The sequence below is a fragment of the Streptomyces sp. NPDC079020 genome, from assembly GCF_044542225.1.
In the GTDB taxonomy this organism is placed as follows: Bacteria; Actinomycetota; Actinomycetes; order Streptomycetales; family Streptomycetaceae; genus Streptomyces.
Map to the genome: position 1 here is coordinate 106,870 of NZ_JBITUB010000001.1, position 13,636 is coordinate 120,505.

Annotated in this window: 12 protein-coding genes; 8 read left to right on the top strand and 4 right to left on the bottom strand. The window is 70.0% G+C overall.

Annotation, left to right across the window (positions count from 1 at the left end):
- Positions 1 to 25: 25 nt before the first annotated feature.
- Together sufB and ACIGJO_RS00545 are read right to left on the bottom strand one after the other, a co-directional pair.
- Positions 26 to 1,447, bottom strand: coding sequence for a Fe-S cluster assembly protein SufB (sufB, locus tag ACIGJO_RS00540; protein WP_399949872.1), 1,422 nt, complete (start codon positions 1,445 to 1,447; stop codon positions 26 to 28).
- Positions 1,444 to 2,187 carry a helix-turn-helix transcriptional regulator gene (locus tag ACIGJO_RS00545; RefSeq protein ID WP_399949875.1) on the bottom strand — a complete coding sequence of 248 codons (744 nt, stop codon included), beginning with the start codon at positions 2,185 to 2,187 and terminating at the stop codon, positions 1,444 to 1,446. Before ACIGJO_RS00545 ends, sufB begins: the two co-directional genes overlap by 4 nt.
- 172 nt (positions 2,188 to 2,359) lie before the next feature.
- Between ACIGJO_RS00545 and ACIGJO_RS00550 the strand changes: the two genes are divergently transcribed.
- From ACIGJO_RS00550 to ACIGJO_RS00560, 3 genes are all read left to right on the top strand, one after another.
- Positions 2,360 to 3,286, top strand: a complete 927-nt coding sequence (locus tag ACIGJO_RS00550; RefSeq protein WP_399949878.1) for an ABC transporter ATP-binding protein — start codon at positions 2,360 to 2,362, stop codon at positions 3,284 to 3,286.
- Positions 3,283 to 4,050 (top strand): ABC transporter permease, encoded by a 768-nt coding sequence (locus tag ACIGJO_RS00555; protein WP_399949881.1) that lies wholly within the window; start codon positions 3,283 to 3,285, stop codon positions 4,048 to 4,050. Before ACIGJO_RS00550 ends, ACIGJO_RS00555 begins: the two co-directional genes overlap by 4 nt.
- A gap of 128 nt (positions 4,051 to 4,178) precedes the next feature.
- Positions 4,179 to 5,165 (top strand): heme A synthase, encoded by a 987-nt coding sequence (locus ACIGJO_RS00560; RefSeq protein WP_399949884.1) that lies wholly within the window; start codon positions 4,179 to 4,181, stop codon positions 5,163 to 5,165.
- A 166-nt stretch (positions 5,166 to 5,331) separates the two neighbouring features.
- On the opposite strand, the gene ACIGJO_RS00565 is transcribed toward ACIGJO_RS00560, so the two are convergent.
- Both ACIGJO_RS00565 and ACIGJO_RS00570 read right to left on the bottom strand, forming a co-directional pair.
- A complete protein-coding gene (locus ACIGJO_RS00565) occupies positions 5,332 to 5,700 on the bottom strand; it encodes a hypothetical protein (RefSeq protein WP_399949887.1) in 369 nt (122 codons plus the stop codon).
- A 90-nt stretch (positions 5,701 to 5,790) separates the two neighbouring features.
- Positions 5,791 to 6,744, bottom strand: a complete 954-nt coding sequence (locus ACIGJO_RS00570; protein WP_266929678.1) for a heme o synthase — start codon at positions 6,742 to 6,744, stop codon at positions 5,791 to 5,793.
- Positions 6,745 to 7,029: 285 nt separating this feature from the next.
- Here ACIGJO_RS00570 and tkt point away from each other — a divergent pair, with 285 nt between their 5' ends.
- Genes tkt through pgl form a run of 5 tightly spaced genes read left to right on the top strand, consistent with a single transcriptional unit; the run spans position 7,030 to position 13,626 of the window.
- Positions 7,030 to 9,117, top strand: coding sequence for a transketolase (gene tkt / locus ACIGJO_RS00575; protein WP_399949892.1), 2,088 nt, complete (start codon positions 7,030 to 7,032; stop codon positions 9,115 to 9,117).
- Between the two features lie 36 nt (positions 9,118 to 9,153).
- Positions 9,154 to 10,272 carry a transaldolase gene (gene tal, locus ACIGJO_RS00580; RefSeq protein ID WP_399949895.1) on the top strand — a complete coding sequence of 373 codons (1,119 nt, stop codon included), beginning with the start codon at positions 9,154 to 9,156 and terminating at the stop codon, positions 10,270 to 10,272.
- Positions 10,273 to 10,277: 5 nt separating this feature from the next.
- Entirely contained in the window at positions 10,278 to 11,810 is a 1,533-nt protein-coding gene (zwf, locus tag ACIGJO_RS00585; RefSeq protein WP_399949898.1) for a glucose-6-phosphate dehydrogenase, read from the top strand.
- A complete protein-coding gene (gene opcA, locus ACIGJO_RS00590) occupies positions 11,807 to 12,847 on the top strand; it encodes a glucose-6-phosphate dehydrogenase assembly protein OpcA (protein WP_399949901.1) in 1,041 nt (346 codons plus the stop codon). The genes zwf and opcA overlap by 4 nt, the downstream gene beginning before the upstream one ends.
- Positions 12,844 to 13,626 carry a 6-phosphogluconolactonase gene (gene pgl / locus ACIGJO_RS00595; protein WP_399949904.1) on the top strand — a complete coding sequence of 261 codons (783 nt, stop codon included), beginning with the start codon at positions 12,844 to 12,846 and terminating at the stop codon, positions 13,624 to 13,626. Before opcA ends, pgl begins: the two co-directional genes overlap by 4 nt.
- Positions 13,627 to 13,636 lie beyond the last annotated feature (10 nt).

The window sequence follows — 13,636 nt, forward strand, 5'->3', positions numbered from 1 at the left end:
TCCGGTGGTACGGCGCGCGGCCGTACTAGCCGACCGAACCCTCCATCTGCAGCTCGATCAGCCGGTTGAGCTCCAGGGCGTACTCCATGGGCAGCTCCTTCGCGATCGGCTCGACGAAGCCGCGCACGATCATCGCCATGGCCTCGAACTCGGTGAGTCCACGGCTCATGAGGTAGAAGAGCTGGTCCTCGGAGACCTTGGAGACGGTCGCCTCGTGGCCCATCGACACGTCGTCCTCGCGGACGTCGACGTAGGGATAGGTGTCGGAGCGCGAGATCGTGTCGACCAGCAGCGCGTCACAGAGCACGTTGGACTTCGCGCCCGGCGCGCCCTCGCCGATCTCGATCAGACCGCGGTAGGAGGTACGGCCGCCGCCTCGCGCCACCGACTTGGAGACGATGTTGGAGGAGGTGTTCGGGGCCATGTGGACCATCTTGGCGCCGGCGTCCTGGTGCTGGCCCTCGCCCGCGAAGGCGATGGAGAGCGTCTCGCCCTTGGCGTGCTCGCCCATCAGGTAGACCGCCGGGTACTTCATGGTGACCTTGGAGCCGATGTTGCCGTCGACCCACTCCATGGTCGCGCCCTCGTACGCCACGGCGCGCTTGGTGACGAGGTTGTAGACGTTGTTCGACCAGTTCTGGATGGTCGTGTAGCGGCAGCGGCCGCCCTTCTTCACGATGATCTCGACCACGGCGCTGTGCAGCGAGTCCGAGGAGTAGATCGGCGCGGTGCAGCCCTCGACGTAGTGGACGTAGGCGTCCTCGTCGACGATGATCAGCGTCCGCTCGAACTGGCCCATGTTCTCCGTGTTGATACGGAAGTAGGCCTGGAGCGGGATGTCGACGTGGACACCCTTGGGAACGTAGATGAACGATCCGCCGGACCACACGGCCGTGTTCAGCGAGGCGAACTTGTTGTCGCCGACCGGGATGACGGTGCCGAAGTACTCCTTGAAGAGCTCCGGGTGCTCCTTCAGCGCGGTGTCGGTGTCGAGGAAGATGACGCCCTGCTCCTCCAGGTCCTCACGGATCTGGTGGTAGACGACCTCGGACTCGTACTGCGCGGCGACACCGGCGACCAGGCGCTGCTTCTCCGCCTCGGGGATGCCGAGCTTGTCGTACGTGTTCTTGATGTCCTCGGGCAGGTCCTCCCAGGACTCCGCCTGCTTCTCGGTGGACCGTACAAAATACTTGATGTTGTCGAAGTCGATGCCCGACAGGTCGGAGCCCCAGTTCGGCATGGGCTTCTTGCCGAACAGCTTCAGGCCCTTGAGCCGCAGCTTCAGCATCCATTCGGGCTCGCTCTTCTTGCCCGAGATGTCGCGGACGACAGCCTCGGAGAGGCCGCGCTTCGCCGCCGCTCCTGCCGCGTCGGAGTCGGCCCAGCCGAATTCGTACGTGCCCAGACCCTCGAGCTCAGGGTGGGCAGTCTCCGTGGGGAGCGTCATGCGGGGTTCCTCCCGGCCGTGCTTGCAGATGCTGATGGGGTGGTCTGTGATGGTGCTGCGTGAGCGCTGCGCGGCACGAAGGTCGTGCACACGCCGTCGCCGTGGGCAAGGGTGGCCAGACGCTGCACATGGGTCCCGAGGAGGCTGGAGAAGAATTCCGTCTCCGCCTCGCACAGCTGTGGGAACTGTTCGGCGACATGCGCGACCGGGCAGTGGTGCTGGCACAGCTGCTCGCCCTGCTGGGGGCCCGGCGCACTTCGCGCCATGGCAGCGTACCCGTCGGCGGACAGGGCCTTGGCCAACGCCTCGGCGCGGTCCTCGGGAGCCGCGGCCTCGACCGCCTCGCGGTATCCCTCGGCCTGCTCGGCCATCCGGGCACGGGCGAAGGCGAGCACCGCCGCGTCGCCCGAGGTCTCGGCGATCCAGCGCAGGGCGTCCGCGGCGAGCTTGTCGTAGGACTGGTCGAAAGCGTCCCGGCCGCAGGCGGTCAGGGCGAACACCTTGGCGGGGCGGCCGCGGGTCCTCGCGCCGTAGACCCGCTGTTCACGGGGCTCGACGACATCGTCGGCGACGAGTGCGTCGAGGTGGCGGCGGACAGCGGCCTGGGTCAGACCCACCCGCTTCGCCAGATCGGCTGCGGTGGAAGGGCCGTGGTCCAGGATGGAGCGCGCGACCCGGTTGCGCGTCGAGCGCTCACCGGTCGCGAGTTCCTCCTGCGGAGCCTCGCCAACGTATTTCACAACGCCATTGTTGCGTAATTCATCCGGCCCTGACAACCACGGTCCGGAACGATCAACGGTGCGATTCGTCACTTAGGGTCACCTAATCTGGCCTCGCGGACCGGTCCGGACCCGCCCCCGCGGGGCTCCCCGGGGACGAACCGCCTCCCCGGCCTGCCTAGACTTACCCGCCATGAAGAGCGAGCCTGTCGTACTGGTCGAGGGCCTGGTGAAGCGGTACGGCGCCAAGACCGCCCTCGACGGCCTCGACCTGACCGTTCCGGCCGGCGCGGTGACCGCGGTCCTCGGCCCGAACGGCGCCGGGAAGACCACCACCATCGAGACCTGCGAGGGATACCGCCGCCCCGACGCGGGAACCGTCCGGGTGCTCGGCCTCGACCCGGTCACCGAGGCGGAGAAGCTCCGCCCGAGGATCGGTGTGATGCTCCAGTCCGGCGGGGTCTACTCGGGCGCGCGGGCGGAGGAGATGCTCCGCCACATGGCCCGGCTGCACGCCCATCCCCTGGACGTCGACGCCCTGATCGACCGCCTCGGCCTCGGCGGCTGCGGCCGGACGGCGTACCGGCGGCTCTCCGGCGGCCAGCAGCAGCGGCTCTCGCTCGCCATGGCGGTCGTCGGCCGCCCCGAACTGCTCTTCCTGGACGAGCCGACCGCGGGCCTGGACCCGCAGGCCCGCCGCTCCACCTGGGAACTCGTGAAGGAACTGCGCGCCGACGGCGTGTCGACCGTGCTGACCACCCACTTCATGGACGAGGCGGAGGAGCTCGCCGACGAGGTCGCGATCATCGACGCGGGCCGGGTCATCACCCGGGGCAGCCCGGAACAGCTGTGCCGCGGCGGCGCCGAGAACACCCTGCGCTTCACGGGACGGCCCGGCCTGGACCTCGCCTCGCTGCTCAAGGCCCTGCCCGACGGCAGCGGCGCCGCCGAGCCGCTCCCGGGGACGTACCGCATCACGGGACAGATCGATCCGAAGCTCCTGGCCACCGTCACCTCCTGGTGCGCCCAGCACGGGGTCATGCCGGACGGCATCTCCGTGGAGCGGCACACCCTGGAGGACGTCTTCCTCGAACTGACCGGCAAGGAGCTGCGCGCATGAGCGCCGGTACGTACTCCCCGCGCCCCGGCGCCGCCCCGCTGCCCCGCATGATCGCCGCGCAGACCGCGCTGGAGACACGGATGCTGCTGCGCAACGGCGAGCAGCTGCTGCTGACGGTGATCATCCCGACGCTGCTGCTGGTGCTGTTCAGCGCCGTCGACGTCATCGACACCGGCTCGGGCGAGCCGGTCGACTTCCTGACGCCCGGCATCCTCGCGCTCGCGGTGATGTCCACGGCCTTCACCGGCCAGGCCATCGCCACCGGCTTCGAGCGCCGCTACGGGGTGCTCAAGCGGCTCGGCGCCTCACCGCTGCCGCGCTGGGCGCTGATGACCGCCAAGACGCTGTCCGTCCTGGTCACCGAAGTGCTCCAGATCGTGCTGCTGACCGTCATCGCCTTCGCGCTGGGCTGGTCGCCGCACGGCGGCCCCGTCGCCGTCCTGCTGCTCCTCGTACTGGGCACCGCGGCCTTCTCCGGACTCGGGCTGCTGATGGCCGGGACGCTGAAGGCGGAGGCGACACTCGCGGCCGCCAACCTGGTCTTCCTGCTGCTGCTGGTCGGCGGCGGGGTCATCGTGCCGCTGGACAAGTTCCCCGAAGGGGTGCAGTCGGTGCTGGGGCTGCTGCCGATCTCGGCGCTCTCGGACGGACTGCGGGACGTGCTCCAGCACGGCGCGTCCGTCCCCTGGGGCGATCTCGGGATCCTGGCGGTCTGGTCGGTGCTGGGGCTGGGCGCGGCGGCACGGTTCTTCCGCTGGGAGTGAGCACGCGCCTGCCGGCGCGGTGAGCACGTGTCCTTCCAGGTGACCACCTGCTGACATTCCGGTGATGTCCTGAGTCGTCCGGGAACCACCCCACCCCTCGTGAAAACATGCACAAGCCCCGGCCTACGATGGTGCGCGTGGAAACACCCCTCTCCTACATCGCCAAGCGCTGGACGCCGTCCACCAAGGTGGTCCGGCGCGCCGCGCTCTCCGCGGTCGTGATGACCGTGTTCATCATCATCACCGGCGGCGCCGTCCGGCTGACCGGCTCCGGTCTGGGCTGCGACACCTGGCCCAAGTGCACCGACGAGAGCCTCTTCGCCACGCCCGAGCAGGGCCTGCACGGCGCCATCGAATTCGGCAACCGCATGCTCACCTACGTCCTGTCGGCCGCGGTCGGCTGGGCGATCATCTCGGCGCGTTCCGCCAAGCCCCGGCGCCGCGCCCTGACGCGGCTGGCCTGGTCCCAGTTCTGGCTCGTGATGGGGAACGCCGTCATCGGCGGGATCACGGTCTGGGCCGGCCTCAACCCGTGGTCCGTGGCCGGACACTTCCTGCTGGCCAACTGCCTGCTCACCGTCGCGGTCATCACCTGGGTCCGGGTCGGCGAGGGCGACGGCCCGCGCCGTCCCCGCGCACCGCGTCCCGTACGCGGCCTGTCCTGGGCCATCGTCGGCACCTCGGTGGTCCTGATCGCGCTCGGTACGACGGTGACCGGCTCCGGCAAGCACGCCGGTGACAGCAGCGACGTCCCGCGCATGCCGTGGGACTGGAACGCGGCGGCCCATGTGCACGCCATCGCCGCCTGGGTCGTCTGCGCCCTGGCCATCGGCATGTGGCTGGCCCTGCGGACGGTGGACGCCCCCGCCGACACCCGGGCACGCGCCCGCGACCTGCTGATCGTGCTGGTGGCACAGGGCGGGATCGGCTACGTGCAGTACTTCAGTGATGTGCCCGAGGTCCTGGTCGGCCTCCACATGTTCGGCTCGTCCCTGATGTGGATCGCCGTGCTGCGGCTGGCGCTGAGCATGCGCGAGCGGCCGGCCGAGGCGAGCACCCCGGTCCCGGGCCCGTCCGCCGAGCAGCAGAAGGCCACGCCCGCGCCCGCGAGCTGAACCGCCGGAGGGCGACGGACCTCCCGGACGCACGATCGCCGCCCCCGGCTGCCGGGGGCGGCGATCGTGCGTCCGGGGCCCGGGACGCGCCCGGGACCCACGCGTGCGTACGGCCCGACGAGTGAACTCCGGGCGGGCCGCCGCCGGGCTGTGCCGGGCGGACGGCTCAGCGGTCGTTGGACGGGCCGCCGACCTGGATGCCCGCCATCCTCGACCACTCGTACGGACCGGTGCGGACCTTGGCCGCGAAGTCGCCGTCGAAGGACTCGTGCATCGTGATGCCGGACTTCCGCGCCGCGTTCTCGGCGACGGCGTACGACGGTGCGACCAGGTCGCCCCAGCCGCCGTCCTCGCCGACGAGGACGATGCGGGTGCCGGACTCCCCGATGTGGGCGAGCTGCCCCTCGGCCCCGCCGTGCTCCTTGGCGAAGGCGCCGATCTGCTTGGCGAGCCTCGCCGCCCTGCGCTCCGCGCGGGCCTCCCGCCTGCTGTCCGCCCGCCGGGTCTCTGCCGTGTCTGCTGCCGTCTCTGCCATGCACAGGATGCTACCGACGGGTAGATCAAACGGCGACGGGCGGGGTACGTGGCCCAGGCCACGTACCCCGCCCGTGCGGCGGGTGACTCGTCAGCGCAGGAAGGGATCCACCGCGACGGCGACGAAGAGGAGCGAGACATAGGTGATGGACCAGTGGAACAGCCGCATCTCCTTGAGCTTGGCGCCGGTCACCCCGGCCTTGGCGCGGCTCTGCAGGCCGTGCGCCTCCCAGAGCCAGAAGGCGCCGGAGAGCACCGCCACCACCGTGTAGAACCAGCCCGTGTAGCCCAGCGGCGTCAGCAGCAGCGAGACCCCGACCATCACCCAGCTGTAGATGACGATCTGGCGGGCGACCACCTGATTGGTGGCGACGACGGGGAGCATCGGCACGCCGACCCGGGCGTAGTCGTCCTTGACCTTCATGGACAGCGGCCAGTAGTGCGGCGGCGTCCAGAAGAACATGACCGCGAAGAGGATGACGGCGGCCCAGGACATCGAGTTGGTCACCGAGGACCAGCCGATGAGGACCGGGAGGCATCCGGCGATTCCGCCCCAGACGATGTTCTGCGAGGTACGGCGCTTCAGCAGCATCGTGTAGACGACGACGTAGAAGAGGAGCGCGCCGAGCGCGAGCCATGCCGAGAGCCAGTTGACGAAGAACGCGAACCAGGCGGTGGAAATCACCGCGAGGGCGATTCCGAAGGCCAGGCACTCGCGCGGGCTCACCATGCCGGTGACCAGCGGGCGCTGTGACGTACGGTCCATCAACGCGTCGATGTCGCGGTCGATGTACATGTTCAGCGCATTGGCACCGCCGGCGGAGAGATATCCACCGATGGTGGTAGTGAGTACGAGCCACAGGTCGGGCACACCCTGAGCGGCGAGGAACATCACCGGAACGGTGGTGATGAGCAACAGCTCGATGATCCGCGGCTTGGTAAGCGCCACGAATGCCTTGATGCGGGCCCCGAACGGGCGATGGCCCCCTGGGCTCGGAGTCAAGGCGACCCCTGCGGGTCGGGACTCGACGGCCGTCACGCACACCCCTGACAGAGAAATCCCAGCAAGCTCCGGGAGTGAAGGCCCGGTAAAGACTTGCGCGAACCAGACCACTGTAGACGTTGGGGATACACCGATCTTCGCGGGGGTGGGGTCGTGTTGAGGTGGCGCGGCAATGAACGGACGCATTCCGCCGACGGGCGAACCGCGTGGGTCGCCCGCACCCTGGAAAGAGCCCGGAAATCGAGCGTGGTGACGGGGGTAGGCTCGACAATGCCCGGTGCGGTAACAGCCACCGGTTACAACAGTGGAGAGGAGCCCTGACTCAGGGTGAGCACCAAGCCGACCACCACAGACCTCCAGTGGACCGAATTGGACCAGCGGGCCGTGGACACTGTCCGCGTCCTCGCCGCGGACGCCGTACAGAAGGTCGGAAACGGCCACCCGGGTACGGCCATGAGCCTGGCTCCCGCCGCGTACACCCTCTTCCAGAAGGTGATGCGGCACGACCCGGCGGACGCCGACTGGACCGGCCGTGACCGGTTCGTCCTCTCCGCGGGCCACTCCAGCCTGACCCTCTACATCCAGCTCTACCTGGCCGGCTACGGCCTGGAGCTCGATGATCTGAAGGCCTTCCGCACCTGGGGCTCCAAGACCCCCGGCCACCCGGAGTACGGGCACACCACGGGCGTCGAGACGACCACCGGGCCGCTGGGCCAGGGTGTCGCCAACGCCGTGGGCATGGCCATGGCGGCACGGTACGAGCGCGGCCTGTTCGACCCGGACGCGGCCCCCGGCACCTCCCCGTTCGACCACAACATCTGGGTCATCGCCGGTGACGGCTGCCTCCAGGAGGGCATCTCGGCCGAGGCCTCCTCGCTGGCCGGTCACCAGAAGCTGGGCAACCTGACCCTGCTGTGGGACGACAACCACATCTCCATCGAGGGCGACACGGAGACCGCGGTCTCCGAGGACACCCTCAAGCGCTACGAGGCGTACGGCTGGCACGTCCAGCGCGTCGAGCAGCTGCCCAGCGGTGACCTCGACCCCAGGGGTCTGTACGAGGCGCTGCTGGCCGCCAAGGCCGAGACCGGGCGCCCGTCGTTCATCGCGGCCCGGTCGATCATCGCCTGGCCCGCCCCGCACGCCCAGAACACCGAGGCCGCGCACGGCTCGGCGCTCGGCGACGACGAGGTCGCCGCCACCAAGCGGGTCCTCGGCTTCGACCCGGAGAAGTCCTTCGAGGTCTCCGACGAGGTCATCGCGCACACCCGCGAGGCGCTGGACCGCGGCCGTGAGTCCAAGGCCACCTGGGAGAAGTCCTTCGCCGCGTGGCGCACCGCCAACCCGGAGCGCGCCGCCGAGTTCGACCGGATCGCCGCGGGCGAGCTGCCCACGGGCTGGGAGGAGAAGCTTCCCCTCTTCGAGGCGGGCAAGAGCGTCGCCACCCGCGCCGCGTCCGGCAAGGTGCTCCAGGCCCTGGGCGGGGTCATCCCCGAGCTGTGGGGCGGCTCCGCCGACCTCGCGGGCTCGAACAACACCACGATCGACAAGAACTCCTCGTTCCTCCCGGCGGGCAACCCGCTGCCGGGCGCGGACCCGTACGGCCGCACGATCCACTTCGGTATCCGTGAGCACGCCATGGCCGCCGCCATGAACGGCATCGCGCTGCACGGCAACACCCGTATCTACGGCGGCACCTTCCTGGTGTTCTCCGACTACATGCGCAACGCGGTGCGTCTGTCCGCGCTGATGCACCTGCCGGTGACGTACGTGTGGACGCACGACTCGGTCGGTCTGGGCGAGGACGGCCCGACCCACCAGCCGGTGGAGCACCTGGCCGCGCTGCGCGCCATCCCGGGTCTGAACATCGTGCGCCCGGCCGACGCCAACGAGACCACGATCGCCTGGCGCGAGATCCTGCGCCGCTACACCAAGGTGTTCGGCAAGGGCGCCCCGCACGGTCTGGCGCTGACCCGCCAGGGTGTGCCGACGTACGAGGCGAACGAGGACGCGGCCAGGGGCGGCTATGTGCTCTTCGACGCCGAGGGCGGCGAGCCGCAGGTCCTGCTGATCGGCACCGGCTCCGAGGTGCAGCTCGCCGTGGAGGCGCGCGAGCAGCTCCAGGCGGCCGGGGTGCCGACCCGGGTCGTCTCGATGCCGTCGGTCGAGTGGTTCGAGGAGCAGGACCAGGCGTACCGCGACAGCGTCCTGCCGCCGTCCGTGAAGGCCCGGGTCGCCGTCGAGGCGGGCATCGGCCTGACCTGGTACCGGTACGTCGGTGACGCCGGGCGGATCGTGTCGCTGGAGCACTTCGGTGCCTCGGCCGACGCGAAGGTGCTGTTCCGGGAGTTCGGCTTCACCGCCGAGCACGTGGCCGCCGCCGCGCGGGAATCTCTCGCCGCCGCCGCGCGCTGACGCCGGTATATACGACTAGTAGGAGATGCAATTCTCATGACAGACGCACTCAAGCGCCTCTCCGACGAGGGCGTGGCGATCTGGCTCGACGACCTGTCGCGCAAGCGGATCACCTCCGGCAATCTCGCGGAGCTGATCGACCAGAGCCACGTCGTGGGTGTCACCACCAACCCGTCGATCTTCCAGAAGGCGATCTCCTCGGGCGACGGCTACGAGCAGCAGCTCACCGACCTCGCCACCCGCAAGGTGACCGTCGACGAGGCCATCCGCATGATCACGACGGCGGACGTCCGTGACGCCGCCGACATCCTGCGTCCGGTCTTCGACGCGACCGACGGCCAGGACGGCCGGGTCTCCATCGAGGTGGACCCGCGGCTGGCCCACCACACCGCGCCGACCGTCGCCGAGGCCAAGCAGCTGGCCTGGCTGGTGGACCGGCCGAACACGCTCATCAAGATCCCGGCGACGAAGGCCGGTCTGCCGGCGATCACCGAGGTCATCGGCAAGGGCATCAGTGTCAATGTGACGCTGATCTTCTCGCTGGAGCGCTACCGCGAGGTCATGGACGCCTACCTGGCGGGTCTGGAGAAGGCGAAGGCCGCGGGTCTGGACCTCTCCAAGATCCACTCGGTCGCCTCGTTCTTCGTCTCCCGGGTGGACAGCGAGATCGACAAGCGTCTGGACGCGCTGGGCACCGACGAGGCCAAGGCCCTCAAGGGCAAGGCGGCGCTCGCCAACGCACGGCTCGCCTACCAGGCGTACGAGGAGGTCTTCGCCTCCGACCGCTGGGCCGCCCTCGACAGGGCACAGGCCAACAAGCAGCGTCCGCTGTGGGCCTCCACCGGCGTCAAGGACCCCGCGTACAAGGACACGCTGTACGTCGACGATCTGGTCGCCCCCGGCACGGTGAACACCATGCCCGAGGCCACGCTGAACGCCACGGCGGACCACGGACAGATCATCGGTGACACCATCGCCGGCACCTACGAGCAGGCGCGCGCCGAACTCGACGCCGTCGAGAAGCTCGGGATCTCCTACGACGACGTCGTGCGGGTCCTGGAGGACGAGGGCGTCGAGAAGTTCGCCGTGTCCTGGAACGACCTGCTCACTTCCACCGAGGCGGAGCTCAAGCGCCTCGCCCCTTCGGAGGGCTGACCACCTTGTCTGGTGTTCCCGGAGCCAACCCGCTTCGTGACGCCCAGGACCGACGGCTCCCGCGTATCGCGGGGCCGTCGGGCCTGGTCATCTTCGGCGTCACGGGCGATTTGTCCCGTAAAAAGCTGATGCCCGCTGTCTACGACCTGGCCAACCGCGGCCTGCTGCCGCCGGGCTTCTCGCTCATCGGCTTCGCCCGCCGCGAATGGCAGGACGAGGACTTCGCCCAAGAGGTCCACGACGCCGTCAAGCAGCACGCCCGTACCCCGTTCCGCGAAGAGGTCTGGCAGCAGCTCATCCAGGGGATGCGCTTCGTCCAGGGCAACTTCGACGACGACGATGCCTTCGAGACCCTGAAGGCCACCATCCAGGAGCTCGACCAGGCGCAGGGCACGGGAGGCAACTTCGCCTTCTACCTGTCCGTGCCGCCGAAGTTCTTCCCCAAGGTCGTCCAGCAGCTCAAGAAGCACGGGCTCGCCGACCAGAAGGAAGGCTCGTGGCGGCGTGCCGTCATCGAGAAGCCGTTCGGGCACGACCTCACCAGCGCGCAGGAGCTCAACCAGCTCGTGCACGATGTGTTCCCGCCCAACGAGGTCTTCCGGATCGACCACTACCTGGGCAAGGAGACGGTCCAGAACATCCTGGCTCTGCGTTTCGCCAACACGATGTTCGAGCCGATCTGGAACCGGTCCTACGTCGACCACGTCCAGATCACGATGGCCGAGGACATCGGCATCGGCGGCCGGGCCGGCTACTACGACGGCATCGGCGCGGCCCGTGACGTCATCCAGAACCACCTGCTCCAGCTGCTGGCGCTGACGGCGATGGAGGAGCCCGGCTCCTTCCACCCCAAGGCGCTCGTCGCCGAGAAGCTCAAGGTGCTCACGGCGGTCGAACTGCCGGAGGACCTGGGCAAGCACACCGTGCGCGGCCAGTACGCGCACGCGTGGCAGGGTGGCGAGGAAGTCCCCGGCTATCTGGAGGAGGACGGCATCGACCCCAAGTCGACGACCGACACCTTCGCCGCGATCAAGCTGACGATCAACAACCGCCGCTGGGCGGGCGTGCCGTTCTACCTCCGTACCGGAAAGCGGCTCGGCCGCCGGGTCACCGAGATCGCGGTCGTCTTCAAGCGGGCCCCGTATCTGCCCTTCGAGTCCGGTGCCACCGAGGAACTGGGCAGCAACGCCCTGGTCATCCGGGTCCAGCCGGACGAGGGCGTGACCGTGCGCTTCGGCTCCAAGGTGCCCGGCACCTCGATGGAGGTCCGGGACGTCACGATGGACTTCGCCTACGGCGAGTCCTTCACGGAGTCCAGCCCGGAGGCGTACGAGCGGCTCATCCTCGATGTGCTCCTCGGCGACGCCAACCTCTTCCCCCGCCACCAGGAGGTCGAACTCTCCTGGAACATCCTCGACCCGATCGAGGAGTACTGGGACAAGCACGGCAAGCCCGCGCAGTACGCGGCCGGCACCTGGGGTCCGGCCGAGGCTGACGAGATGCTCGCACGCGACGGACGGAGCTGGCGCCGGCCATGAAGATCGATCTCACGGAAACCACGTCCAGCAAGATCAACCAGGCCCTGGTGTCGGCCCGCCGGGCCATCGGCACCCCGGCCATCGGCATGGTGCTCACGCTGGTCATCGTCACCGACGAGGAGAACGCGTACGACGCGCTCAAGTCGGCGGGGGACGCCTCGCGCGAACACCCCTCGCGGATCATCGCGGTGATCAAGCGGGTCAGCCGCTCGCCGCGCAGCCGCCGCGACGCCCGGCTCGACGCCGAGGTCCGCGTCGGCTCCGACGCCGGCACCGGCGAGACCGTCGTGCTGCGACTGCACGGCGAACTGGCCAACCACGCCCAGTCGGTGGTCCTGCCGCTGCTGCTGCCGGACGCCCCGGTCGTGGTGTGGTGGCCCGAGGACGCGCCCGCCGAACCGGCGAAGGACCCGCTGGGGGCCCTCGCGCAGCGCCGGATCACGGACGCCTACTCCGCCGAACGCCCGCTCGACGAGCTGGCGGTACGCGCGGCGACGTACAACCCGGGCGACACCGACCTCGCCTGGACCCGCATCACCCCGTGGCGTTCGATGCTGGCCGCCGCGCTGGACCAGCAGCCCGCCGCGGTCAGTGCCGCGACCGTCGAGGGCGAGAGCGACAACCCGAGCTGCGAACTGCTCGCCATGTGGCTCGCGGACCGGCTGGGGGTCCCGGTGGAGCGCACGCTCTCCGGCGGTCCCGGTCTGACCGCGGTCCGGATGGAGACGAAGAACGGTGTCATCGTTCTCGACCGGGCCGACGGCTCACTGGCCACGCTCTCCATGGAGGGGCAGCCGGACCGCGCCGTCGCGCTCAAGCGGCGGGAGACCGCCGAGCTGCTCGCGGAGGAGCTGCGCCGTCTGGACCCGGACAACACCTACGAGTCCGCGGTGAAGTTCGGTGTGGAGCGCCTCGGCGGTCCGTCACCCGCGCCGACGGTGCGGGCCGTCCGGGCGGCGGAGCAGCCGTCCGCCGACGACGGGGCGAAGCCCCCGGCCGCGAAGAAGGCCCCGGCCAAGAAGGCGGCGTCCAAGTGACGGTCCCCCAGCTGGTCGTGCACCGCGACAAGGAGCTGATGGCACAGGCCGCGGCGGCCCGGCTGATCACGAGGATCGTGGACTCCCAGGCCGCACGCGGTCACGCCTCAGTGGTGCTGACCGGAGGACGCAACGGCAACGGCCTGCTGGCGGCACTCGCCGCGGCGCCCGCCCGGGACGCGGTCGACTGGGCACGGCTGGACCTCTGGTGGGGCGACGAGCGCTTCCTGCCCGAGGGCGACCCGGAGCGCAATGTCACGCAGGCCCGCGAGGCCCTGCTGGACTCGGTGCCGCTGGATCCCGCCCGGGTGCACGCGATGCCGGCCTCGGACGGCGCGTACGGCAATGACGCGGACGCGGCCGCCGCCGGCTACGCCGCGGAACTCGCCGCGGCGGCGGGGCCGGAGGACCACGGCCCCGTACCGGCTTTCGACGTGCTGATGCTGGGCGTGGGCCCGGACACCCATGTCGCCTCGCTCTTCCCGGAGCTGCCCGCGGTACGGGAGACCGAGCGCACCGTCGTCGGTGTGCACGGTGCCCCGAAGCCGCCGCCGACCAGGGTCTCCCTCACGCTGCCCGCGATCCGGGCGGCGCGCGAGGTGTGGCTGCTGGCGGCGGGCGAGGACAAGGCGGAGGCCGCGGCCATCGCGCTGTCCGGTGCCGGGGAGATCCAGGCCCCGGCGGCGGGGGCGTACGGACGCTCCCGGACGCTGTGGCTGCTGGACGCCGCGGCGGCCTCGCGGCTGCCGCGTGCGCTGTATCCGCCGGCCTCTCCCTGAGCGGTCGCCG